Annotated in this window: 22 protein-coding genes; 14 read left to right on the forward strand and 8 right to left on the reverse strand. The window is 45.9% G+C overall.

From position 1 onward, the window contains the following. Nucleotides 1-798, forward strand: coding sequence for a response regulator transcription factor (locus ASL11_RS10250; RefSeq protein ID WP_056613150.1), 798 nt, complete (start codon nt 1-3; stop codon nt 796-798). 62 nt (nt 799-860) lie between these two features. Further along, nucleotides 861-1,769 (forward strand): phytanoyl-CoA dioxygenase family protein, encoded by a 909-nt coding sequence (locus ASL11_RS10255; RefSeq protein WP_056613152.1) that lies wholly within the window; start codon nt 861-863, stop codon nt 1,767-1,769. A gap of 248 nt (nt 1,770-2,017) precedes the next feature. Here the strand turns inward: ASL11_RS10255 and ASL11_RS10260 are convergent, their stop codons facing one another. After that, nucleotides 2,018-2,872, reverse strand: coding sequence for a helix-turn-helix transcriptional regulator (locus tag ASL11_RS10260; protein ID WP_235550438.1), 855 nt, complete (start codon nt 2,870-2,872; stop codon nt 2,018-2,020). Nucleotides 2,873-3,193: 321 nt separating this feature from the next. On the opposite strand from ASL11_RS10260, the gene ASL11_RS10265 reads away from it, so the two are divergent. Continuing rightward, the gene (locus tag ASL11_RS10265; protein ID WP_056613154.1) at nt 3,194-3,811 is read left to right on the forward strand and encodes a S1C family serine protease; all 618 of its coding nucleotides are present in this window, start codon (nt 3,194-3,196) and stop codon (nt 3,809-3,811) included. Between the two features lie 464 nt (nt 3,812-4,275). On the opposite strand, the gene ASL11_RS10270 is transcribed toward ASL11_RS10265, so the two are convergent. Both ASL11_RS10270 and ASL11_RS10275 read right to left on the reverse strand, forming a co-directional pair. Then, on the reverse strand, nt 4,276-5,028 hold the full coding sequence (locus ASL11_RS10270; protein ID WP_056613156.1) for a hypothetical protein: 753 nt from the start codon (nt 5,026-5,028) through the stop codon (nt 4,276-4,278). 37 nt (nt 5,029-5,065) lie between these two features. Continuing rightward, nucleotides 5,066-5,323, reverse strand: a complete 258-nt coding sequence (locus ASL11_RS10275; protein ID WP_056613159.1) for a hypothetical protein — start codon at nt 5,321-5,323, stop codon at nt 5,066-5,068. A 173-nt stretch (nt 5,324-5,496) separates the two neighbouring features. On the opposite strand from ASL11_RS10275, the gene ASL11_RS10280 reads away from it, so the two are divergent. The 4 genes from ASL11_RS10280 (at nt 5,497) to ASL11_RS10295 (ending at nt 9,694) form a co-directional block, all read left to right on the forward strand. Further along, entirely contained in the window at nt 5,497-6,591 is a 1,095-nt protein-coding gene (locus ASL11_RS10280) for a glycosyltransferase family 2 protein (protein WP_056613161.1), read from the forward strand. After that, a complete protein-coding gene (locus ASL11_RS10285) occupies nt 6,588-7,214 on the forward strand; it encodes a glycerol-3-phosphate acyltransferase (protein WP_056613164.1) in 627 nt (208 codons plus the stop codon). The genes ASL11_RS10280 and ASL11_RS10285 overlap by 4 nt, the downstream gene beginning before the upstream one ends. 241 nt (nt 7,215-7,455) lie before the next feature. Beyond that, on the forward strand, nt 7,456-8,100 hold the full coding sequence (gene trhA / locus ASL11_RS10290) for a PAQR family membrane homeostasis protein TrhA (RefSeq protein ID WP_056613166.1): 645 nt from the start codon (nt 7,456-7,458) through the stop codon (nt 8,098-8,100). A gap of 160 nt (nt 8,101-8,260) precedes the next feature. After that, the gene (locus ASL11_RS10295) at nt 8,261-9,694 is read left to right on the forward strand and encodes a HEAT repeat domain-containing protein (RefSeq protein ID WP_056613168.1); all 1,434 of its coding nucleotides are present in this window, start codon (nt 8,261-8,263) and stop codon (nt 9,692-9,694) included. A 416-nt stretch (nt 9,695-10,110) separates the two neighbouring features. On the opposite strand, the gene ASL11_RS10300 is transcribed toward ASL11_RS10295, so the two are convergent. Then, nucleotides 10,111-10,950, reverse strand: coding sequence for an AraC family transcriptional regulator (locus ASL11_RS10300; RefSeq protein ID WP_056613170.1), 840 nt, complete (start codon nt 10,948-10,950; stop codon nt 10,111-10,113). Nucleotides 10,951-10,954: 4 nt separating this feature from the next. After that, a complete protein-coding gene (locus ASL11_RS10305; protein WP_056613172.1) occupies nt 10,955-11,605 on the reverse strand; it encodes a TetR/AcrR family transcriptional regulator in 651 nt (216 codons plus the stop codon). Between the two features lie 141 nt (nt 11,606-11,746). On the opposite strand from ASL11_RS10305, the gene ASL11_RS10310 reads away from it, so the two are divergent. The 5 genes from ASL11_RS10310 to ASL11_RS10330 all read left to right on the forward strand — a co-directional run bounded on the left by ASL11_RS10310 (nt 11,747) and on the right by ASL11_RS10330 (nt 16,582). Then, the gene (locus ASL11_RS10310; RefSeq protein WP_056613174.1) at nt 11,747-13,246 is read left to right on the forward strand and encodes a DHA2 family efflux MFS transporter permease subunit; all 1,500 of its coding nucleotides are present in this window, start codon (nt 11,747-11,749) and stop codon (nt 13,244-13,246) included. Nucleotides 13,247-13,515: 269 nt separating this feature from the next. After that, entirely contained in the window at nt 13,516-14,226 is a 711-nt protein-coding gene (locus ASL11_RS10315) for a hypothetical protein (RefSeq protein ID WP_056613176.1), read from the forward strand. Between the two features lie 55 nt (nt 14,227-14,281). Then, the gene (locus ASL11_RS10320; RefSeq protein ID WP_082595366.1) at nt 14,282-14,857 is read left to right on the forward strand and encodes a glycosyltransferase family A protein; all 576 of its coding nucleotides are present in this window, start codon (nt 14,282-14,284) and stop codon (nt 14,855-14,857) included. 15 nt (nt 14,858-14,872) lie between these two features. Then, the gene (locus ASL11_RS10325) at nt 14,873-15,676 is read left to right on the forward strand and encodes a hypothetical protein (protein WP_056613178.1); all 804 of its coding nucleotides are present in this window, start codon (nt 14,873-14,875) and stop codon (nt 15,674-15,676) included. Nucleotides 15,677-15,688: 12 nt separating this feature from the next. Beyond that, the gene (locus tag ASL11_RS10330; protein ID WP_056613180.1) at nt 15,689-16,582 is read left to right on the forward strand and encodes a glycosyltransferase family 2 protein; all 894 of its coding nucleotides are present in this window, start codon (nt 15,689-15,691) and stop codon (nt 16,580-16,582) included. A 107-nt stretch (nt 16,583-16,689) separates the two neighbouring features. On the opposite strand, the gene ASL11_RS10335 is transcribed toward ASL11_RS10330, so the two are convergent. The 3 genes from ASL11_RS10335 to ASL11_RS10345 all read right to left on the reverse strand — a co-directional run bounded on the left by ASL11_RS10335 (nt 16,690) and on the right by ASL11_RS10345 (nt 22,920). Next, nucleotides 16,690-18,144: a stalk domain-containing protein gene (locus ASL11_RS10335; RefSeq protein WP_056613182.1), complete on the reverse strand. Its 1,455-nt coding sequence runs from the start codon at nt 18,142-18,144 to the stop codon at nt 16,690-16,692. A 259-nt stretch (nt 18,145-18,403) separates the two neighbouring features. After that, nucleotides 18,404-21,367, reverse strand: coding sequence for a DEAD/DEAH box helicase (locus ASL11_RS10340; RefSeq protein WP_056613185.1), 2,964 nt, complete (start codon nt 21,365-21,367; stop codon nt 18,404-18,406). After that, the gene (locus ASL11_RS10345; protein WP_056613186.1) at nt 21,364-22,920 is read right to left on the reverse strand and encodes a hypothetical protein; all 1,557 of its coding nucleotides are present in this window, start codon (nt 22,918-22,920) and stop codon (nt 21,364-21,366) included. The genes ASL11_RS10340 and ASL11_RS10345 overlap by 4 nt, the downstream gene beginning before the upstream one ends. A gap of 134 nt (nt 22,921-23,054) precedes the next feature. Here ASL11_RS10345 and ASL11_RS10350 point away from each other — a divergent pair, with 134 nt between their 5' ends. Further along, nucleotides 23,055-24,815, forward strand: a complete 1,761-nt coding sequence (locus tag ASL11_RS10350) for a sensor histidine kinase (protein ID WP_056613188.1) — start codon at nt 23,055-23,057, stop codon at nt 24,813-24,815. Between the two features lie 5 nt (nt 24,816-24,820). After that, nucleotides 24,821-25,561 (forward strand): response regulator transcription factor, encoded by a 741-nt coding sequence (locus ASL11_RS10355; RefSeq protein ID WP_056613190.1) that lies wholly within the window; start codon nt 24,821-24,823, stop codon nt 25,559-25,561. Nucleotides 25,562-25,679 lie beyond the last annotated feature (118 nt).

The following is a 25,679-nucleotide window of genomic DNA, read 5'->3' on the forward strand; positions in this document are numbered from 1 at the left end:
ATGACGATGAAAATGTTGATAGTCGATGATGAACAACGCATTCGATTAGGACTTCAAGCCATGGTTGAGGCGATGGATTTACCTATTGAAATTATAGGGTTATGTGCAAATGGGATTCAAGCGATGGATAAAATGAGTGGCTGGGAAGCTGCAGATTGCAAGATACTCCTGACCGATATCAAAATGCCCATGATGGATGGGATGAAGCTGATCGAACGAACAAGGGCGGATTATCCAGATGCTCATATTATTCTTTTAAGTGGATTTAATGAATTCGAGTATGCGCGACAAGCCATTCGATTCGGTGTAGAAGAATATTTGTCGAAGCCAGTGAACAAGAAGGATTTATTTCAAGTTTTGAAGCGAGTTGGGGAGCGTTTTGCGGTGGAGGATTCATCTGAAAAGGAAATGGTGGATCAACAATTAGTTGAGCCAAAGGTCCACAAGAAGCAAATCATTGCAGATGTGATTCGCATGCTGGAGTCGGATCTTAATCAAGCATTTGAGTTAAATGAGCTCTCCGCTAAAGTTGGTTTGAATCCTAGTTATTTGTGCAAGTTGTTCAAAAGAGAGACGAAGAAGACGATCACAGATTACGTGACCGATCTAAGAATCGTGAAAGCCAAGCATATCTTGGAGGATTATCCGGATGTGAAAATGTACGAAGTAGGATCGCTTGTGGGTTATTCAGATCCGGTTTATTTTACAAAACTGTTCAAAAAGTCTGTCGGTATGACACCAAAAGAATATCAAAGCGGACAGTGTGCTTTTGGCAACCATAATGCCTGTTTAGACTAAAGATTTTCGCGAACCGTTGCAGTAAAGTAAAGGTATGAAAGTTATTTGAGGAGGTTGTTCGCATGAGCCAACAAAAGATTCATATACCTGAAGCCGATGCTTTACTGCAAGATGAAATTACGAGTGAACAAGCACAGTTTTTCTTAGAAAATGGTTTCCTGGTTATTCGTAATGTGATAGTTGGAGAAGAGCTTCGACTCCTACAGGAACAAACGATGAAGGCCGTAGAAATTGGCATGGCTGGAAGCGGTGATGAGGATTATATGTACCGTGTGAGGAAAAATGGTGAACGCAAATATTGGCGTACGGAGTATATTATCGACAAGCAAGAGGCGAATAAGGCGTTGCTTGCCCATCCATTTATCCTGCGATCTGTGGCGAAGATTCAAGGGATTAACTTCATTCCTACCTGGGATTCCTTAGTTGTGAAAATCCCGAATCAGGCGGCCAGCGTGCCTTGGCACCGAGATGCGTTAGTGCCTAAGGGCTGTACAGATCCACGGCCAATCTTCAATGTTGATTTTTATTTGGATGAGGCGGATCTGAAGTCATGCTTGTGGGTTATTCCTGGGTCGAACCATTGGACAGCTGACGCTGCCGAGGAACGCTGTGCACTGCCAGGCTTCGATGTCAGCGATGCTGTACCCGTGCCAATGAATCCTGGGGATGTCATTTTCCATAATATTCAGCTGCTGCATGGCTCACCGGAGGGGGATGGCAACGCACTTCGCCGTACTGTGTACTACGAGTTCCGCCCAGGCGAAATCGAAGCGGAATTTGGGCCGCATACGCTAGAGTATCTATCGTTGAAGCAGCATATGCTCATCGATTGTATCGAAAAGCGCAAAGAAGCGCCCTATACGTCGGGTGAAACACCGTATGACTATCAACCGAAAGGCGCATTCGCGATAGGTACGAAGCAGGTGCCGAAGACGTACCGATATGCGCATTCTGATTATTGGCGTGCTTAAGTTAATAACGGGATTTAATACAGTTAAATCCTAGGTAAATCCATTCAAAAGCAGATTAGATGGATAATCTACAGTTAAGTAGTGACATTTTGGCAGAAATGGACAGAAGGGTCGAAATTAGCTACATAAATTCCAGTTAAATCCATTTGGAACGTGAATTTCACGGGAATAGCTGTAGATTTTCCAGTTCACCTCCCAACCAGTCACCTCATCCCACCAACTCAGTCCCAACCATCCGTCCCGACGAACTAAGAATAGATCAAATTTGAACAAAACTGGGTTAAACTCTGCCCCGTTTTTTTCTTGAACATACGCCCGAATGTGTGGACATCCGAATAGCCGACACGATCCGCGATTTCACTGAAGGATAAGCTGCTGTGTATGGCCAACTCTTTGGCCTTGTTGATGCGGATCCACGTTAAATACTGCATAGGGGACATGCCGACATGTTGGCGGAATAAGGTCAAAATGTAATTTTTGCTGAGACCAGAAACGTCTTCCAGTTCTCTAATTTGAATTTCGCGGCTGTAGTGCTCGGTGAGATAGTTTTTGATTAAGACGAGTTTGGGCATCGTGAGTGAGTCCGTTTTGGCGCGGGTTGAACCCGATTCGAAAGCTTGCGCAGCTTCAGCAAGAATGCGCATGAGTAAGCTTTGACAGTGCATTTGATGCACCAGTCCTGGCTGACGATAATGCGAAACAAGCTGGGATAGCATCGTTTCTACCGGATGATCCGCGAAATTACCGAGCAGATGCTTATGTTTGAAGAGTTCCTCGTAAGGGAAAGCAGACGTACCAAAATGAAAGACAAGTGAAATACATACATAAGGACTGTGGTCTTCTTTTATGATCGAGTGACGTTCATTCGGACGATGAAATAAGAGATCACCGCGGCGCGTCTCGTAGGGGATGTCTTCAACAGGATAGTGAGCAAAACCATCGACGACATACTGTAGGATGAACTGTGTCATCTCTCGGTTGCGTATCGCCCATCCCTGCGGAGCATGGAACATATGGGCTAACGTAATGTACGGCGGGAAATGATAATCCGCAAGCATACCGATCGTTTCGGCCGGCTGCATGGTTGTCAGGTTGGGAGCCATCTGATCAGCACCTTTCTCAGTGCTAATTATAGCATGTAGGTTTGACTTTGCAGAGTGCCTTTGGCAACAGGAGATGGAGTGGTATTCGAAGAAGCTATCGATGTTTAAGTACCATTTTACGTAACAGAGGTGAACTATGAAAATACTCTACTATTACCACCGATTCATGCGTTTTCTCCATCGTCGAAAAGGTAACTGGCAAACGCGAAAATTCGAATATCATCACCATAAAATGAAGCACTATGCAGGATTATTCCTCGTAGTGCTTTTTATTTCATGTACCTGCATAAGATAATGTACAAGTATCTAGGGGGTAGTTATATGAAAAACAAGCTAGTATTCATATTATTTATCTTAATATTATTAAGCCAATCTACTACAAATGCGGAAACGCAGACGGACGAGGAAAAGGCAATAACATCTGCACAGAAGCTGATTAAGGCATCTGTTAGTGTAGAAACCGGTTTAGTCACAGGTGGATCAGGTTTCTACATATCCCCTGATACTGTAATCACCAATGAACATGTAGTCCGTAACATGCCCACGGACACGCTTACTCTCCGTAAAAAGTCAGGTTACACGTGCACCGGGACAGTTGGTTATCGAGAGGAAAAGTTAGACCTCGCTATCATCCACTCATCATGCACCAGTGATACCGTATTGACGCTTAATATAGACGTCACAGAAGGTCAGACAGTATTAGCCTTCGGCAGTCCGCAAGTGTACCCATTTACGCTGTCCAAGGGAATTGTTAGCTCTCTTAGTTGGAACATGATCCAGTTTGATGCAAAGGTTACGTTCGGATCATCGGGTGGTGTATTAGCTAATCTGAATGGTGAAGTGATCGGGGTAGTTTCAAAGGGCGCCAAAGACGTGGAGTATGTTGGGTTCGCGATTAAAGCAGCGGACGTGAAAAGATTTTACGAGAGGAGTAAATGACATGGCCTCAATTAGTCAGAATCAATACGATTTCCTGAACAGTCTAGTACAAGCAGGAGGCGGCAATGGTGAGTGGGCAAAGTCACAGCTTAGTGGGGCTAGTAGATAAACCTGCTGCTCCAACACCTTCATATACACCTTCGACGCCTCAGCAAGATCCCAAGGGTCAAGTTATAGTAGCGCCCCTGTCTACGCAACTCCTGCACCAAGTTACAATTACACTAGCTCGGCACCTAATATGAATCCATCAACACTAAGTTACACAGCTCCATCGAGTGGTTACTCGGGATCATCCAATGTCATTGGAAATATATCAGGCAGTAATGATTTAGGGAAAAGCTATATCCCTTTCTGGGCCCTATTTCGCCCGAATCACCCGCGGTGCTCGATTGCTAGCCGCGCATGCCGCCCCGCCAAACAAAAAAACTTCAGCCCTGATGGGCTGAAGCGCTACAATACCAATCTTATTCCGTTACCTTCTGCATCTTCCCCGGATTGTTGATCTTATACGGCACTGGATGTTTGCTCAGCTTCTTCGCAACGATTTTGCACTCGAAGGTGACGGTGTCGCCGACGGCGAGTTCCAACTTCTTGAGCGTTGCGCTGTGGCTCGACCACGCAGTTCCGATGTCTAGGGCTGGATCCAGAATGGATACAGCTTCATAGATGATGACTTCATCATCGGTGTCTGAGAAGTTGTTCGGTACGGTTGTAAATTCGGTAACCGTGGCCTTCATTTTCACTTTTTCTTCAGGAAGCTCCAGTTTAGGAGCTTTCTCTTTTTTCGTTTTTTCCTTAGCAGGCGCTTTCTCGGCAGGTGCCGCTTGTCCATCTTCTGAAATAGCTTCGGCTTTCGCGGATTTTGATGCTTTAGCTGGCTTTTCTTCCGGCTCAGCCGTCTCTAATTCGTCGGCAACAGCTGCATCTTCAGCTAGAGCTGCACCTCGCTGGCTATAGTTCGCAGCTTGCATTTCCTTCAAATAGGAGGGATGAATGCAGTGCAGCTGCTTCGTATCCAATTCAATGACAGCCGTCATAGGATCCACGAGACCGACGATAGTGCATGCCACATTAAGACTATTCCCTTTGTAGAAAAAGGCTTTCGCTTTTACCGCTTTTTCAGAAACTAAACCCCATTCTTTACATTGCTCGATCAACTCGGACTCATCATCAAAACGAGTAAACGCAGATGGTTCAATGGCGAACGCATAATCCATATGTAATCAACCTTTCTATGCTATATAGAGGGAAAACTTATTTCACTTCTTCCTCATTGTCTTCTTCGTTAAGTAGATCCACTTCCGCAGCTTCTACATCATCGTCTTCAAATTCTTCCTCTTCTTCTAATCGGAAATCATCGGTCTTTTCCCCGTCTTCCCAAATTTCCACAAAGAGTGCATCGCAATTTTCAAAATCAGCCGGTTTAAAAGCAAGCGCTTTTTCCTCGTCGGGACCGACATAAACATTCTCAAGTGTTTCCCCATCAAAAGAGAGGATGACATAAATTTTCATAATTAAGGATGCCTCCAATAAGGTGATAAGCAATATTATAACATACCGAGTGAATTGTTCGCATGAGAAGCGATTGATCTTTCATATACATCTATATAGCCTGTATTCCCGGATCAAAATAATGTCTCGCTTAGGATCCGTTAACAGTGGGATATGAAGGAGGAGTTCCAAGGATGGCGTTACTAGTCATATGTATCCTAGGGTGTCTGTCTGGTTTCTTGATCTTCAGAAGACAAGTACTACCGCGCAGCACCGATCAAGCTCTGAATGCAGTTAAGTTGTCTATTATTATTCCGGCTAGGAATGAAGCGGACAATCTCCCTCATCTTCTTCATGCCCTGCGAATCCAAACCTTGGAACCCTATGAAGTCATTGTGGTGGATGATTTTTCGGAGGATCACACGAAGGAAATCGCTGAATATTACGGCGTTACTGTGATTTCCAATCCTAAGCTGCCTGACGGGTGGACGGGCAAAAACTGGGCCGTATGGAACGGCTATTCCCACGCCACCGGCGATCTGATTGCTTTCCTGGATGCTGATATTCGATTTGCACCTCGAGCATTAGAATGTTTGGTAAAAACACGGAATAAATTAGGTGGAGTACTGTCGATCGTACCCTACCATTACACGGAGAATTTAAGAGAGAGACTAGCGCTCATCTTCAATGTGCTCGGTGTATTTGCGTTTACGTCTCCTTTTGAGAAAAATAATAAGCAGAAAGGCCTCTATGGGTCTTGTATTTTAACGACTAGGGAAGATTACGAATCGATCAAAGGCCACGAAGGCATCAAATCGGAAATGCTGGACGACCTGAATCTCGGTGCTACGTATGCAAGAGCAGGCATTCCAGTGAACAATTTTATCGGCTATGGACAGGTTTCTTTTCGAATGTATCCACAGGGGTTAAAAAGCCAGATCCAAGGCTTCGGCAAAGGCGCTGTCCTAGGCACGTCTAAACTCAAAGCAGGTACCCTTACGCTTACCGCGATTTGGGCGATTGGGCTGATCCTCTCAACAGCATTTCCATTTTTCCTAACGACATCATGGGGCATTCCGCTTTTAATTGGCTATCTCTTGTATATGGCACAGCTCTTTTATTTTGTAAAATACGTTGGTATTTTCGGCATTGTTACGCCTGTGCTACACATCGTGTCGACGTTGTTTTTCATTATGGTCATGCTGTACTCGATGTATCAGGTCGTATTTCTAGGGCATGTGGCCTGGAAAGGTCGGCACGTCAAAGTAGGAAGCAGGCGAGAGCAATGATCATCGTTTGGACGATTTGTGCTTTTGTATCCGGTGCGCTCATGTTTAGTTACTGGTTAGGTCGGTTAGCTCGAAAAAACCTAAAAACCGTCGGGGACGGCAACCCAGGTGCCCTTAATTTGTGGAAAGCGGCGGGATATCGGCTAGGGGTTGCCGGGGTTTTACTCGATTTTATCAAGGGGTATCTCATTATTCTACTGGCGGTGGAAGTTGGAGGGATGTCAGGGTATGGATTGATTCCAATCGCATTAGCACCGATATTTGGGCATGCGTTTTCGCCATTTTTGCGTGGAAAAGGAGGTAAAGCCATTGCTGTCACCTTCGGCGTCTGGAGTGGATTGACACAATTTGAAGTGTCACTTGCGTTGGCAGTTATTTTGGCAGTCATGCTTGGTGGGATGAAGGTGATTCACAAATGGAAGCCGATATCGTCAGAGGCAGATGGTCAGCAAGTTGTGATCGGGATGCTTCTGTTAGGCGTTTATCTGTATGTGAGGGATGCGGCGGCGATGCTGCTGTGGATCTGGGTGGGGAATACGCTTCTCATTATGTTCAAACATCATAAAGAGTTAGCTGCTTTGCTGCTAAAAAAGAAGAAGGAAAAAGAAGGATCTCCGCTTTGAAATATACGTTATAAAACAGGGTTATTCAGGAGGGGAATTAAGTCTGTTTTGCGAAGTGTTCTAGAGTTTGGTTGTGAAGAAGCAAATATATAAAGCGTGAAGCACACGCCGCTAGCTCCTGAATGTTGGAGTTGGCGGCGTTTTATTTTTGTGGGAGACGGTTGGCCGCCCCACATTCCATACATACGCGCCACCTCCATGGGAAAAACTAGGACAAACACACGAAAGGAGTGTCTTAGCCATGGAGGAACAACTTGCACGCAAAGTAGAACGTTTAAACACGGTTAGCCATGGGATTGGCGTGTGTTTAAGCGTCTATGGGCTTATTCTGCTCTTACAGCGGTCTGTGCTTTTTGAAGATTGGCTGTACACCGCGAGCAACGCTGTGTTCGGAGTTTCCTTTTGCCTACTCTATGTGTCCTCGACGCTTCTGCATGCTGTACGCTCACCCAAGTGGGGGAAGCGCTTTGAAAAGTTGGATCACGCAGCAATTTTTATCGCCATGGCGGGTTCCTATACGCCTTTCCTGCTCATTACCTGGCATAGCCAAGTTGCGATTGAGCTGCTCATCGTCATTTGGGCGCTAGCCTTCGGCGGCGTAAGGTATGTGCATGTTATTATTCAACGTTTTATGCCCTGGGGACTGCTCATGTATCTGGGCATGGGAGCCTTCATGATGCTCTTCATTATGCCACTTTATGTGCGGCTTCCACATATGGCATTTACATGGCTGGGGCTCGGATTGGTGAGCTACCTTGGCGGTGTACCTTTTTTCCTATGGCACAAATTGCGCTATCATCATATGATCTGGCACCTGTTCGTTCTGGCGGGTAGTACCTGCCACTTTATTGCCGTTTATAGCTATGTGATGCCAGCGTTATTATAAACTAACCAAGTTTAAGATTATTGCAGCGAAGTGTAAGGCGGATAATAATACCTTAATTTTGTGCTAGCACGGATTAAGATTGTTTATTTAATGTCCGAATCATCATTCATATAATAAAAGCATGGTTCACTCATTCCTACATGCCAAGGAGGCAGAGACAATGCAGAGCAACACACCTTTATTATTGACTGATGAGCAAATGAGATCGTTTATTACGAATGGCTGCCTGATTCTCAAAACTGATTTTCCACGTGAATTCCATGAAAGTTTAGTAGAGCAATTGAACACGGTTTACACCGAAGAAGGCAATCCTGGGAACAATCTATTACCTCGAATTCGAGAGTTGCGCAAAGTTTTCGATCATCCGGTTGTAACAGGTGCGTTGACGAGTGTGTTAGGACCTAATTATATGATGCATGCGCATCGCCATGGGCATTTCAATGCTTCAAGCGTAGCTGGTGGTTGGCATAAAGATAGCTATTGGGGTTATAAAAGGATGCGTAATCATCACCCGCAATGGGCTATGATTATGTATTTCCCACAGGATACACCTGTGGAATTAGGGCCGACAGGCGTACTTCCAGGTACGCAAAACTATGAATCTCGAACTTTTGAAGGGAATGAACCAGAGGGTGAGGTTCTGGCGAGTGGGGAAGCGGGAACTTTTGCGCTGATTCATTATGATATTTGGCACCGCTCCACTCCGAATGTGTTGGGTCAGCCCCGTTATATGTTGAAGTTTGAATTTATGCGTACTGAGCTGCCACTATCGCCAAGCTGGAACAACCAAGAGAGCGAATGGCGTAAACCGGAGGCATTACAACTGCCTATTGCGCAGCACGATCTGATGTGGGAAGAGACGTGGAATTGGCTGTCGGGACAAGTTGGCAGCATCGCGAACACGGTTAGTTCTGATTCGCAACGGATCGCGGAATTGAGCGCGGGGTTGAGCCGTTTTGAGCCCGATGCGATAAATGCGGCTTACGAGCTTGCGGCAAGTGGTGAAAGTGGTGTAGACGCTTTGCTTCAAGCCATTCATAGCGAGGATAAAAATGTATCGCGACTTGCTGCATATGGCTTATCCGTAGCGGGAAGCGATGCTGTTAGCGGGTTGGTTGCAGCATTGGCGGCAGTGGAGAATGAAGCTGCAGAAGCCAATGCCGAGGAAATCATCGCGAATGCTGTGTTCGCGCTTGGTGAATTAAGAGGACTTGCAAGTGAGGCGGTACCTGCACTTGTTAACTTGATGCAGCATCCGTCGGAGACGATCCGCTGCGCTGTTGTTGATGCACTTGGTCTTATGGAAGCTGGCCACGATCAAGTAGTGGCGTGCTTAGGGGATGCGCTGCGGGATGAAAGCGCACAGGTGCGGTTCATGTCTAGCTTGGCGCTGTCCCGACTAGGGGCAAGCGCAGAAGCAGCGATTCCACAATTGGAAAGCGCTCTGGACGATGAGAACCGCTACGTGCGTGCGCATGCGGCGGAATCCTTGCGCTATGTTGGCACGGAGCGTGCGAAAGATACACTCATTAAGTTCCTGCTTAACGCGCGTTGGTGTCCAACTACGACGGCGAAAAATGCTTTTTATCCGTAAGGTATTAACGAGAAGCAGCCCCCATCGATGTGATGGGGGCTGCTTTCTTTTATGGGGAGGAGCGGTGCGCCTCCCACCACCAATAGATGGAAAACATACATCTGATTTACTCGAAATTATCATTTTAAATGAAATAAATGGAAAAAGTACAGCTAATCCAGGCATTTTCATCTGAAAAGGGGAAATCTCTCGAAAATAGATGGAGGTTGTCCATCTATTTCGCTTCTTAACTTGTTTTACAAGAAATTAACTACCTAATATACAGTTAAATTTGTCGGGGCGGTGGTTTGGAACAGGAACAGGAACAGGAACAGGAACAGGAACAGGAACAGGAACAGGAACAGGAGTAGGTGTGAGCGGGTGTTGGCTTGCGCTTATTCTTATTCTTGCTTATACTCTACAATCACATCCACAACTCACCGCGGCCGCAAATCGCGGAACGCCGTTGGTTTAAATCCCGTTTGTTCCTTGAACATTCGGGAGAAATACGATAATTCCATGCCGAACGAATCGGCAATTTGAGAGACATTCAGCTCCGTCGTCAGGAGCAAATCTTTGGCTTTTTCCGAGCGCAGATGGTTCATATATTGGATCGGGGAGTACCCCGTGAATTGTTTGAACGCATTGATGAAATAATTCGGATGATAATGAGCGAGCTGGGCAAGCGTTTCAATCGAAACCTGATCCGCCATATGCTGTTCCATATAGCGCAGCACAACATTCATTTTCTCGTGGGTTGGGGTTGTAGCTAAATTCAGCTTCACGGAAGCATTGCCATCTATGAAATCCGCGATGAGTTCATGGAGGATGCCTGTTACCCGGAATTCTGCAGATAAAGCATCACTTCGACGATGTGCAATCAACTTCTCGAACGTTTGCCCAAGCGCTAAAGAGTCCTTGACCACAATTGACGGGCTCGTGTGCAAAATCTGAAAGAGATCCAAATCACCGATTTTCGCGGTAAAATGGCACCAATACTTGCCGAAGGTATCCTCACTAATTGTGCCATAGGCTTGGTCACTGCCCGCAGGAAGAAGGTAGAGCTCGCCAGGGCGCGGATTGTAGGTTTGATTGCCTATTTTAACAAAACCTTCGCCTTCCATAATAAAATACAGCCGATTGACAGGACACGAGGGGATCTCATCGTTCCAGCTTCGCGGTACTTTCGTATAAGCCGCATACTCGACATCGATTCTGGCTTTCGCCATGTATTTCTTCCAAAAGGTACGCTGGCTCGCATTCATATCTGATTTCATCGATTTATATTCCTTTTACAAAGAGTCGACATATGCCTTCAGTAAACTGCTGTTTCGTATAGCCAAGTACGTCTCTATGGTACGTGTACTGTTCTGGAAAAAGGGAAATGAGCAACGTATTGATCGTCAATGTGATGTCAATGTCCTCGATCTCGCCAGTTTGAATGGCATATTGGATGAGTGGAGCTAGGATATTGTGGAGTCTGACAAAAAAAGGCTTTTTGTGAATGCTGTAGTTGCGCTTGTCTGCATGCATGGAAGAGATGACAGACAACAGGCTGACATTCTCGTCAACGAAATCAATGACATCATGGATACAAGCGGATAGCTGCGCTAGTCCTGATTCTACAGGTCCAGCAATGCGGTACTTCTCCTCCATCATATCAATAAACCGATTAGTCGTAGATTTGATCAAATCGCTGCACACATCACCAATATGCGTATAGCGGCGGTATAAGGTTCCTTGGCCAACTCCGGATTCCTTCGCAATTTGATGCATCGTGACGGATTCTATATCATTCGTTTCTAAAAGCATGCGAGCAGCAGAAAGGATGCGACGACGATACTCCGTATCGCGTTCTCCACGGCGATTGCTTGCTGGAATGGCTTCTTGTATAAGTTCACAGATTCCTTGATGTTCATCTGGATGTTTCATATTTTCGTTCCTCCTGGTAGAAAGATCGTCCATAAAAAATTTATTTGACTTTGCGGACAATTGTCCGTAATATGAGGTAGCGGACAATTGTCCCCTATATTGTAACACGTGAAGAGAGAGATTGTCTAAGGAGGAGTTAGGATGAGTCAAACGGCTGTATCCGGTGGAAATGAGCCGGAATTTAAGATTACGAGCATTCTGGTGCCGTTAATCGCTATTATCACAGGCATATTCATGGTTATCCTCGACACGACAGCAATGAACGTTGCATTGTCGAAGTTAGTGGTTGACTTCAAAACTGATCTACCTACAATTCAATGGGCGGTAACAGGCTATATGCTGGCATCCGCTGCAGTAATTCCATTAGCGGGGTGGTTATCTGACCGTTTTGGAGCGAAAAATGTTTTCCTTACATCCGTATTTTTATTTACGATTGCATCTCTTTTATGTGCGACGCCAAATACAGCTGAAATGTTGATCTTTTTCCGCATTCTGCAAGGCTTAGGCGGAGGCTTTGTGATGCCAGTCGCTATGGCGTATGTATACAGACTTAGTCCGCCTAACAAGATTGGGCAAGTTATGGGTATGCTTGGCGTACCTATTTTATTAGCACCAGCTATTGGGCCAATCTTATCAGGTTGGTTAGTTGAATACCATTCGTGGCACTGGATTTTCCTCATTAATTTGCCTGTCGGTATTTTCAGCTTAATTTTCGGATTATGGAAATTACCTGTTGTGGCGCGTAAAAAAGTTGCCGGATTCGACCTGCCAGGGATGATTCTGGGTCCGATTGCATTCGCTTCGTTATCTTATGGTATTTCACAAGGTGCTTCAGGGTGGACGTCAGATAAAGCGCTTGGCGGTATCATCGTTGGTGCCGTTGCATTGATTGCTTTCGTCATCGTTGAGCTCAGAACGAAAATTCCATTGCTTGAGCTTCGCGTTTTCAAATCATTCGATTTTTCCTTTAGTATATTCATTCAATGGGTGATCCAATTCTGTATGTTTGGCGCGATTTTCCTTCTCCCGCAATTCCTGCAGCAAGCCCGTGGTTACGGTGCATTTGATACAGGTTTGACCCTGTTCCCACAGGCGATCGCGTCTGGACTTATGATGCCAATTGGCGGTTATTTATTTGATAGAATCGGTATTCGTTGGTTAGTTGTCATCGGTCTTACCCTGGTGTCAGGGGCGATTTTCCAATATTCTCATTTGGATCTGACCACACAAAGAACAGATCTCATTCTACCGCTAGCGATGGCTGGGGCCGGTATGGGGCTCATGATGATGCCAATCAACTCCCATTTGATCAAAAAAGCTCCGCAAGACCTCGTCAGCCGCGTTACTTCGTTGACAAGTGCGATGCAGCAAGTAATTAGCTCCTTCGGGGTTGCGATCGTCGTGACCATTCTGACTTCACGTGTGACAACGTTGATTACCGAGCAGAAGCTTCCTATGAGTTCACCTGCAGATATGCAAAAGTCGATGTTATCCGTAGCTCCTGATGCATTCGGGTATACTTTCACATGTATGATGATTATCGCGATGTGCGGAGTTGTTCTTGGACTCTTCCTACGCCGCGGTAAGACAGAAGCGCATCAAGAAGCACGAGCAGACGTTGCCTTAGAAGGTTTGCACTAAGCTAGATTGATTGGGTAGGCCATATATGTTAGATACCAAAAGACAGCCTGTATGTAGATTCCTCTACAGGCTGTCTTTTTTATGTCGAGGAGCACAGGTAAGTATAGACAAGCCCCTTCTTGGGAGTTATTGGATGAACTATGGGGTTCTAGCCGTTGCAGGCGGACCTGCCAGGGCATATCTTATGAGCAAGGTTTTCGTATTCGATTTAGGCTCCAAGAACGTGAAGTCCTTCAAAGGGATAGGGTGTCTGAGAAAGGAGGCGTTATATGAAACAGTGGAACGTGACCTTTGAGACGAAATGCTATGAAAAGGACTGGCGTCACCTTCTTCAAACACCGAGACTGGAAACAAATCTTCGCTACAATCGGTTTCAGTTCAAGGAAGCAGTTTTATACATCAATAACGTGAACGATCCAGAAGAGGTTAGCTTTTATGCCGACAAGCTGGTTCAAAGCGGCGTGCTCACTTCCTATACCCTCGTTGATCGTTATGCAAGTGAGGCGCTGGACTTCTTTTCAATCGATAAGGACAGCTTTAATGGAGGCTATTATTATTCCATTTCCGAGCTCGTCGCTATTTACTTGTGCCGAACAGATTATTTGCTCCATTTCTCCAGTGACTCGATCCTAGCGGGGCCGCTCGAATGGGTGGGGCCAGCGCTTCAGAATATGGAAGATGACCCCAGAATCAAGGTTGCAAATCCGACCTGGAACTTTAGCTACGAGTATGCAAAGCAGGAATCTGTAGAAGAGAATGATGGTTTTTATCTGGGGTATGGATTTTCTGATCAATGCTATCTGATTCGTACCGAGGATTTCAGAGCGCGCATCTACAATGAAAAACATCCGGCATCGCAAAGGTACCCAGCATACGGTGGTGAATTGTTCGAGAAACGGGTGGACTCATGGATGAGGAACCATCAATATTTAAGAATAACGTATAAACACGGCAGCTACATTCACCGTAATTTTACTTAAAACAAATGGTAGCGACAATCCGCTAATAAGATTGAAAAAGGGTGTGACAAGTGAAATGAATATTACCTTATCCGTCCTGATTCCATCCGTACCCGAACGTATGGATTTTTTATCGCGAATGATCCAAGAGTTATCTCAACAAACGCAAGGTAGACCTGTAGAAATCCTCGTATTAATGGACAATAAAAAAAGCACCATAGGTGCAAAACGAAATTTGCTGCTCGAACAAGCAAAGGGCGAATATATCGTTTTTGTAGATGATGACGATCGTCTGGTACCCGATTATGTGAGCACTTTGTTGACGCAAATCGAATCGACGCCAGACGCGGATTGCATCGTTTTTGACGTAGCCGTGTATTTCAACGGACAGTTTATCAAGCTGTGCAAGTATGGCAATGAGTATTCAAACGGCCAAGATCAATTTTTCTACTATAGAAGGCCTAATCACCTTATGTGTTATGCCAAAAGAATTGCATCTAGTCATAAATTTAAGGATATAAGTGGCGGCGAAGATGATGAATGGGGCGGAAGAGTATCGGAGGATATTGTGAAACAAATAAGAATTCCAGCTGTTTTATACCATTATGATTGCGATCTTACCAAACCATCTAGCTGGTTCAATCTATCTTGAAAGATGTGATCCTATATGATTTGTTTTACAATATTGGCACATGAGGACGAAAGAGTACTAACGGAGCAAATAAAAAATATTCGACATTACATTCCAAATGCCAGGATTGTCTTATACAACGGAGGGACAAATAAGGACTTCGGCAGTTGCCAAGGCATTCCAATTTGTCCGTACAGCAGGCCCTTACAATACGGAAAATTAGGTAGATTTCTATATGATGTTATGAATTGGCTGGAAGAAACGAACATTGAATACGACTACTTCATTAACCTGGACTCTGACGTGCTTTTTATCAAGCACGGTTTTGAGTCGTTCATCGAAGAGGTAATGGAAGGCTTTGACTGTATGGGAGCTCATATGCAAATACAACATTCCGTACATGATAATCCGCAATTTTATCCGGGGGTTACGCTGTGGAACGAATGGCATCGCTGGCAACCGTTCTTCCAGACAGACTACTTTGTACGCTTTTTTAATCCCGCACAAGTTTATCGCCGTTCCATAGTTAGGAAAATACTGGATGAAACCGATATTCATCAACTCGAGCAATTGTTGGCGGCAACGGATACCTTTGCAATGGAAGAAATGCTCTATGCCACACTCGCTATGAAATATGGAGGAAAGTGCCGGGAGTATCCTTGGAATTATGATGAAAGCCTGCAATACGTGCGTACTGTAAAACCTATTACTTTCGATGAAATGAAGGCGGCAAAAATAGCTCCTCATTATTATTGGATTCATCCAATTAAAGGAGAATCATTTACATTTATGAGCATGTTATCGAAACAAATGGATCATAAATACAGATTTAATCAGTGATGGAGGAATGATATGGAAAGTAAGCCGCTTGTCAGTATTCTGATCCCTGCATATAACAGGCCTCATTATTTGAGGTTAGCGCTAGAAAGTGCCATTCATCAAACCTATCCGAATATTGAAATTATCATTTGTGATGATAGCACGGACATGGGCGTATGGGTTATGATGCAGCCTTATCTGGCACAATACCCGCATATCAAGTATGTTAAAAACGACACGGTGCTATTTGTGAAAAATTGGAACAAGTGTTATGAACTATCCTCTGGTGAATATGTGAATTATTTAATGGATGATGATTTGTTTCACCCTGAGAAAATTGAACGAATGATGGCATGCTATCTAGAGAAACCGGATGTTGCGCTAGTTACTTCTTACCGCCAATTGATCGATGGATCCGGGAACGAAAGATCTGCTGTATATGCAACACGAAGATTGTACAATGAGACGACGGTGTTGAACGGAATTGATTTTGGCAATGACATTTTGAGTGACGGACATAATGTGATCGGAGAGCCGACTACAGTCCTTTTTCGAAAAAAAGATTTAAAAGAACCGTTCGGCATTCTTTCCGGCAGACAGTTTACGACCCTCAATGATTTGGCGACATGGCTCTCGCTTCTTGTTCGGGGCAACGCCGTCTATTTACCTGAGCCCCTCAGTTATTTCCGCATTCATTTCGGACAAAATCAAAGCACTCTCGGCGTATCTTCATTTGCAGATTGGAGTGAATTGACGATAGCTGCAAGAGAGGCAGGTTTCTTACAGGACTCGGACCGGTACAAGGCTGCGCTTGAGTTACAACTGAATAGGCTAGCTGAAGATAAAATGTTACCGTCTTTTTCGGAATATGTTCCGAAAATCAACGAACAACAGAAAAAGATCGAAGCCATCATCTCCGATTTGTGAAGAGTTCTAATGCTGATTAGAGCCAGATCATCTCCTAATAAAAAGCTGGTAGTTCAAACATTTTCTCATGTTTGAACTACCAGCTTTTTTGTAACTATAGTATGGAATTAAGGCAAACGCACCGATGCGCGATATAGCTTGCTATTCCAGTCGACTGTGCTTTTGAGCGACTCGGCAACGAGGCGAAGCGGGACATACATCCGGCTGTCGCCCATGATTTGCAAGGGAACAGGGACAGAAACGGATTTGCCGTTCACGGTAGCGACAGAACTTCCATCCTGCAGCTTCAACGTAACACCAGCATTCGTAATTGTGGCTGTTCGTGTTGACGCATCCCAGGTAAATTTGGCATTCATGGCTGTGATAAAAGGACGAATAGGTACAACAGTTGTTTCTTTATCGATGAAACCGGTGAACTCCGAGATATATTGTCCGTTAATATCAATTTGTACTTTAGGTTTATCCAGCTTGCGGACGACAAGTACATTACTAAGTTTCCGTCCAGGATAAGTCATCATAGTACCATTTGCATAAAGGCCGGAGCTGGAACCGCCATCCATATTCATCGCTTCTTTTAATCCAAGTGCAATTGAAATCGCAGCAAGCTCTGATAAGGTAGCACTTGGTACGGTGCCCATGACTAGACGATTAGAGCCGTCGATCCCAACAAAACTTCTAGCCGCGGAGGATTGTGTGACTTTCGGATCCGTAAAGCCATCTCTACTCACGTTGATATCCGAGGAGCCGTTCGTTACGAGCTTCGGACCTACACCGATCGCGGACAGCCAGGTTTTAGCGTCGAGATTGCTCCCGCCTTCACCTTTTGCAAGAATATCCTTCGTGATTCTGTCACCTACGTCCAGCTTGGTCAGTACATTCTGCTTATTGTTGACGCTGTTGCCGACGAATAAAACATAACCACCTTCAGGAACCGAAACGGAATCCTGCGTAATCCGTGTGACCAGTCCATCGCTGATCACCACTTTGGTGCCATTGGGGAAGCCGATCCATCGGCCAAAATCCGACGTGTACCAGACGATCTGGTCGGTGCTCGTGTCTCCGTAATATTTGTTAATACCCCATGGATTAATGGTGTAGGTACCGCCGCCCTCGCTAGTGCGAATGGCAATGTCGAGATTGACGAACTGTATGTCAGGCACCTTATCTTTGTTTAGAAAAAGCGTCTGATTTTCCCCAGAATGCATCGGCTCACCAGACTTCAGCAGCGTCCCGTTGGGGTAGCGAATATAAGGGTCAGACTCGTAGGCGTTGAAAAATGTCCCGTTAATCGCTGCAACACCGTTCTCTCGCTCCACAATAGATTGCATGGCGTCGTCGTGTCCGATACCACCATCGGATAAGGCAGGGACGAGTTCAAGCGTTGGATCGGTGAGGTCAACCGTGACGGTTTTAACTGTGAAGTTTTTGCCGGAAGCATACACGAGTTTCGTTGACGCGTTAACGGATGGGGAGTAAGCAGCGGATGCTGACGCACCGCCCGAGAGAAGCGCTGCCGTTAGGAGCAGAGCAGTGGCAGGTATAACAAGTTTCAAATGAAACATAAGGTAGGGTCTCCTTTAGTAAAAGCTAATGTCGAAATTTGATGGAATATATACTGTCGATTATAACATTCGGATGAGTTGTAGTGTTTTAGACGCAGGTGGAACTAAGTCGCGAGAGGGGGCTGCCGCCGCAAAGGCAGCGAACTAAAGGAAATAGCGCCCTTTTGGGGCGCTATTGTCCGTTCGCGTGCTAGAGCAAGTGCCGTTAAGGCCTATTTCGGCCTTAAGACGTGCTTCACTGCTTTGCGGCAGCTTCCAATTACCAAGATTTGCGCAGCGTAAACAAATCCTGCAGCTCATCATTCGAAAGCTCGGTAATCCAGCCTTCAGAGGAGGAGATGACATTGTCGCTGAGGCTCATTTTGCTCTCGAGCATCTCGTCGATCCGCTCTTCCAGTGTGCCGAGCGAAATGAACTTGTGGACCTGCACGTTCCGTGTTTGGCCCATGCGATACGCGCGGTCGGTCGCTTGGTTCTCGACCGCGGGATTCCACCAGCGGTCGAAGTGGAACACATGGTTCGCAGCGGTCAAGTTCAACCCGACGCCGCCGGCTTTCAGCGACAGCACGAAAATACTCGGTCCCTCGCCGTCAGCGGCTTGGAACCGCTCAATCATGCGGTCGCGCTCCTGCTTAGGCGTGCTCCCGTTGAGGTAGAACACCGGCTCTCCGCGCTGCGCGGAGAGCACACTTGCCAGCATGCGGCCCATGCCCACATACTGCGTGAAGATCAAGCACGAATCGCCCTCATCGCGGAGCTCATCGACCATCGCTACAAGCCGCTCTAGCTTCGCCGAGCGCAACACCAACTCAGCGCGGCTTTCCTCGCTGGCAGCCATTTCCTCAGCCAGCTCCGCTTCCTTCGTAAGCAGCATAGGATGATCACACAGCTGCTTCAGCTGTGTCAAAGCGCCAAGGATCGCACCTTTGCGCTCCATGCCCTCGAGCTTCTTCATGCGCTCCATCAAATCCTTGACGGTCTGCTCATACATCGCGCCTTGCTCGGCCGTCAAGTTAATGTAGACCTTCATTTCCAGCTTATCCGGCAAATCGAGCTGGATGGCTGGATCTTTCTTTTTGCGGCGCAGCATGAAAGGTTTCACCAACTGTTGAAGCTGCGCAGTCCGTTCGGTATCCTGATGTTTCTCGATCGGATTCGCGAAGCGAACTTGGAAACCGCGCTGGTTCCCGAGATAACCTGGATTCAGGAAATCATAGATGGACCACAGCTCTGATAAACGATTCTCAATCGGCGTACCCGTGAGAGCTATACGATGAACAGCGTTTAATGAGCGGATGGCGGCAGACTGCTTGTTTTGGGCATTTTTAATATTTTGAGCTTCATCCAAGCAGAGGGAGCTCCACATGTATGGCTGAAGTGTTTCTTGATCCATTAGTGCTGTCGTGTAGGAAGTCAGGACAATATCGACTCCTTGCAATGCATCATCCAGTGCGGCTCCGCCTAAACGACCTTTGCCGTAGTGCAGCATAACATTCAGTTCAGGTGCGAAGCGCGCAAGCTCTTTCTGCCAGTTACCTAGTACAGAAGTAGGACAAATGAGCAGCGCTGGCTGCTCAGAAACCGGCTTGTGATGCAGGAGATACGTGATAAATTGGACAGTTTTACCAAGTCCCATATCATCTGCCAAGCAGGCACCGAGGCCGAACTTTCGCAGATAGGTTAACCAAGTAAACCCTTGGTGCTGATATCCGCGCAACTCGGCGCGAAGCCCTTGGGGCACGGGAATGAGCTCAAGATCAGAAGGCTGTCCTAGCTGCCGAACCAACTTAAGCAGATGTCCGTTCAGTTCAACCTCAAGTTGTAAGCGAGCTTCTTCTTCAGGATCAACCTCATCCAGATGATCCCCGTCCCATGAGGAGGATTTCACCTTATCTCGCTCTAACTCACTCAAGAGGTGCAGCTGGAAAATATCTTGCAGCGACAATCCCTCAGCCGGGTCGATACTGTCCATGAGTCGGTGGATTTGTTCTAAGAAAGCTGGATCCAGATAGATCCATTGCCCTCGGAAACGAACTAGCCGTTCGTTGCGGGTAAGCAGGCTGTTGAATTCCGCTTCGCTTAATTCGGAGTCCCCGATGGCGATTCGCCAATCGAAATTGACGAGCGAGTTCATGCCGAATAAGGACTCGCTTTTGCCACCACCTCCGGCACCGCTGCCTGCTTCTGCAGCGACTTTGGCACTCAGGCGAGGCTTCCGCTTCGCTGCGGCTTCCCACCATGCCGGCAGCATAACGTTCCAGCCGTCCTCCAGCAAAATGCGGCTATCCTTAGTCAGGAACGTCCATGCTGAGTCATCGCTCATCGGATGAGCGAGAAGTTCCCCGTCATCGGCCATACGTGGCAGTGCTTCCAATAAGCGTGTTACCCAGCCGGGGGCACGCTCCACCACATGTGGCGTCCATTCCGACGCCCATTGGCCTGAAGCTGTACCATCCACATGCAGTCGAATCGGTGTGAGCAGGGTGCTGTCGTGCTTGTCTTGCAAGACGAGTCGCAATCGCCAGTCTTCTTCAAGCTCATCAGGCTCAAGCAGCTGCAGAGCAGGGCGGAATGGTGCTAAGTCTGGTCGCCACCCCATGGTAGAGAGCCATTCATTTTCCGTAAAAGCTGCGGGAGAATCGTCCGCTGTGTTCGTCTTCCGATTCGTTGCAAATAAAGCCGGATAATCGCGACGTAAATCAGACATTGCGGTAGCATCCGCATAATGAGCCTCTACCACTGCAGCCGAAAAGGCAGCACGTAATCCAGTCTCGCCAAGGTCATCAATGGTCTCGAGCATTCGTGAATCTACGTCCGCCAGCTTATCCGCATTCCGATCCCAAGTCCATACTAACTGACCATTGCGGAAATCCTCATAGCTCGGTATATAGTGCCCTTTCTGAGCGGCTTCATAGAGAAGTGGAGCAAGACGCAGCATCGTCTTTGAAGATTCTGTACCCATTTCCCAGCTTACAATATCCATGAAATTCGGTTCGGCAAAGAAAGCAAGTACCTGCTCAGCAGGGAGAATCGTCACGACAAGCTCGCCAGCTTGCTGCGTTTCTAATAAAGTGCCATAGAGCGAAGGCTCATGCCATGTGAATAAGAGCTTACGGAAGTGGTCGCCAGAGACATCCCGGCCATCTTTGAAGCCCCAGAGCAAGGCATCTCCGCTATCAGTTAGGGACATGCATAACGACATTTCGTGCAGTTTGGTGCTCATTCTAGCAGCTTCCCTTTCTTCAATTCTTCTTGCAAAGCGCGCAGCCTGCTGAACCGACTGACGAATCGGGTGAAGAACGCTTCCCATCGTTCGGGTTGCTTCATTTTTTTATATACCTTTTCTAATCGTTTCAGGAGCCGTACTGCCGATTTGTAGTCATGACGATTTTTGAGTCGGATATAGTGCTCCACCGCTTGATGATAATAAGGTAGTAGTAGCTCAGGCGACTCCTTCTCAATGGGCTGCAATACATTTACGCGATGTGTAAAAGGGTCGTAGCCCTGCGCAATTTGCATTTCAATCCACGGCTTCCATTGGCGCTTCTCATAATAGAGGTTTTCAATGATACGGTACGTGGTTGGCAAAAGCTCTCCTAACGATTGCCACATGTCAGCTTCGGCTTCAGGCAGTTCAGCGACGACCAGCTTCCAATAGGAGACGTAGACGTCAACTTCGAGATGTCGTTTTCCTTGATAGAAAGAACTCAATCTTCGCAACCATTGAACCATTTCTTGCCAATCATGAGCGTGCTTCATGTAGTCAAGGAAAGGTACGAACAGAAGAGTAGGCGCTTCCTTGAATGTTGCGTGTGATACTAATGTATCCCAGGCCTGACGTGAGTTCCCTTGACGAAGATACAGATACGCTCGTCCTGCACATAGGGAAAAGGAGAGATCTGCCGCTTCCATCTCTTCGAAAGCCGTTATCTCTGAAGCGATAAGGCTTGCTACAATTGGGACATGGTAAGCCCAGAACGTCGTAAACACCCTGAAGTGATGCAGCTTCTTTGGCGATTCGATCGCCATTTGCGCGCGAAGATAAGCGGAAGTCTGAGTTAATCTCCCTTCATGCTGCCCATCATTCAACGTCTTGGCTGTTTCTTTTAACCACTCATCCAGCTCATCACTCAAATGATAGACGGTTGCAGCCGTGAAAAAGGTAACACCAGCTTGGGCGTTCTGTTCCACGATTTTGCGTAAAATAAACAATCGCTGATGGAATTCGAAGTAAAACAGGTCCGTTTCAGAGAACGGAATTGGTGTTCGCTTGAGATTCGCGAATTGCCCACGCAGTAATTCAACGTAGTTCCATTGATCATAAGAGGGTTTGAGATGAAAGGTGTAGTGCTCCATGAACTTGTGCCAACCATCCACAGTCATCCCAGGAAGTTGCTCCAAATTGGACACGTTGGAAGATTGCGCAGCTACGCGCTTCAACGCCATCTTGGCATTCATGATTTGCGAGGCTGGATAGCCTTGGCGATCTGCCATTTCCATTAAGGTTGCCGCCACATGTTTGCAGGAAGTCTTAACAGGGCAGGTACAAGAGCTGGCTTTCAATTGATTCAGGTCAATCGCAACCTGACATTTCTCGCCAAACTCTTCCACGACGGCGTTAACCTTCCTAAGCTCTGTAGCAATATTCATAGATGTTACCATTTGCTGTTTATAAAAATGAAAGCCTCGACTTAGCGTAACTTCGTTATACGTTTCGGCAATATATTCGAGCAATTTCGACCATTGGGCATCATTTAAAACGGGTGTAGAAGACATTAGTAAACTCCTTTAGATACCAACGATAAGAACACATGTCTCTATTATAAAATGTCAGAACTCACTTGTAAATTTAACAGGGACAATTTATACTTTCCTACAATACTAGCACTCATTTGAAGCGGGGGAAGCTTGTGAGGATAAATAAATCGCCGTTCGTGTCCTTACGGACGAAATTTCTGGTCTTATTTTGTTTTATGATAACGCTACCATTCTTATTTAGTGGTTATTTAACCTATCAGAAGTATTCGGCCAATGTCGAGCGAGAGGCTAAAACATACTCCGATCAAATTGTGGAGCAGTTGTCGATTAACCTAGAACGTTATGTGAAGGATATCGAGCGAATTACAATTGCGATGTACTATGATGCGAATTTATTGCAAATTTTAGAAAAACATAAAATCGCTACAGTTAGCGGCAACTACAAAAGTATTGAAGAGCAGATCAAAATGAGTCAGCTCATTGCTTCCATCATAATTGATCGGACGGAGTTAGAAGGTGTATTCATTTTTGCTTTGGACGGGACGTTGTTCAGCAATCTGATGGAAACGATCAAGGGAAACTGGGAGCCTAATACCTCGGCTTGGATGGAGCAAGTCAAGCAGAAGGACGGTGGATTGGTTATTCTTCCTCCTGTGGCGTGGAATTATTATTTGAATAAACCGAAGGAAGCATTGTCTTTTTCGCGATTGATTAAGGATCCACTTACGAATCGCGAGCTCGGTTATGTGAAGGTCGATTTGACGAGTAAAGGTTTTGAGAAAATTTTATCCTCTGTGAAAGTTTCAAAAAACAGTAAATTGTACGTCTTCAATGAAAGTTTGCAACCGATCTACCCTTTTACCAAAGAAGCTCCTCTTCCTTCCTACGATGAAATTGTAGGGACAAGTTCTTCGGATATCATCACATCCTTGCGTACCACGGGGTACGGTGGCCTGCAGATTATCGGTACGATTCCTAAGGAGGATCTCCTGACGGATGCGCGCAAGCTGACGAGCTTCACCTTATGGATTTCAGTCGTTTCGCTCGTATTTGCTTTTGCTGCCGCACTGTTTACATCGGACAGATTGGTTAAGCCAGTCCATCATTTACAACGCAAAATGCGGCGTGTTCAAGGTGGCGATTTTCAAGAACGAGCTATTGTTTATTCAAATGATGAGATTGGTTCCTTGACGGAAGGTTTTAACAGCATGGTTTCTCAGCTAGATATCATGATTAAAGAGATGTATGAGCTCAGGTTACGGGAGAAGGATTCGGAATTGAGTGCGCTGCAAAGTCAGATCAATCCTCATTTTCTTTATAATACATTGGAATCCATCAATATGGTCGCGGTGAAAGAACGGAATAACGAATTATCTCAAGTTATCACGAGTTTAGGAAAGCTGCTGAGGTATACAGTGGATAAACAGGAAAGATTCGTATATTTGAAGGATGAGTTGGCGTTTGTCCAAAACTATTTGAATATCCAAAGCTTCCGACTAGAAGATCAACTGAGCACAGAAATCCTTGTGGATTTCTCACACGAGTATGCGATGTTACCGAAGCTTATTCTTCAGCCTTTAGTGGAGAATGCGATCGAACACGGTCTTGGCAAGGAGCCGATTACGATACAGATTACCTCCAAAGCCGAGGGGCAGGATCTCTATGTATATGTCACAGATAACGGTAAAGGCATTAATCCAGAGCGCCGGAAACTCGTTGAGCAACGCTTAATTGAACCAGAACGTCAACAATCAGGCTTCCTTTCAGATAAGAAATCAAAAGGTTTTGCCCTGCGTAACATTCATCAGCGTCTTGTGATTTTATATGGCGAGTCGTACGGGTTGTCTATTGCACACACGGGTCCTGAAGGTACATCCTTCTGCATTCGTATACCATTTCAGTGGGAGGAATAGTTTACATGCATATTTTATTAGTCGAAGATGAGTTGAAAATCAGGCAAGGACTTAAGAAAATCATTGAAGATGTCATTACCTCGAAACTGCGAATTACGGAAGCAAGTAACGGCCGTGAGGCGTTGGATTGGCTGAAAACACATGATCAGGTTGATCTGATCATAACGGATATTCGCATGAGTGAAATGAACGGGATCGATTTGATCAAAAGAGCGAAGGAGTCGCATCCCAATCTCCTTTTCGTTGTCATCAGTGGGTATGATGAGTTTACTTACGCGAGAGATGCCTTGCGTTATGGGGTAAGTGATTACTTATTGAAACCCATTGAACGTGTGGAGTTAGCACAAGTGCTTCAGAAAATTAGTGTGCAGCTTAATTTGACCAAGCAGCCTAACTCCAAAGCTACAGAGACCGACGTGCCTGATGAATCGGATCGTTTATTAATTCGGAGAGTAAGAGAGCTCGTCAATGAATATCTAAATCAGGATATTTCATTACAGTTTCTTGCGGAGCGCGTCTATCTCAACCCGAAATATTTGTCTAATATGTTCAAACGGGAAACGGGACAGAATTTGTCTGACTTCGTGACAGAGCGCCGCATGGAGAAGGCGAGAAAATTGTTGAAAGAAACGACACTGAAGGTCTCTGAGGTCGCGATGATGTGTGGTATAGCCAATCATAAATATTTTGCTTCCCTGTTTAAGCAGCATACGGGATGTACACCGTCCGAGTTCCGAGATCAGTAGTTGGTTTGTTCTAGAGACAAAAGACCTTGCTATTTTGAACCTTTTATAGATTTTTTGGCGTTATTCTATAAATGAGCACGGTTTATAATAGAGTATGTAAGCGCTTCACACCACTTGA

The organism is Paenibacillus sp. Soil750 (genome assembly GCF_001428045.1).
In the GTDB taxonomy this organism is placed as follows: Bacteria; Bacillota; Bacilli; order Paenibacillales; family NBRC-103111; genus Paenibacillus_E; species Paenibacillus_E allorhizoplanae.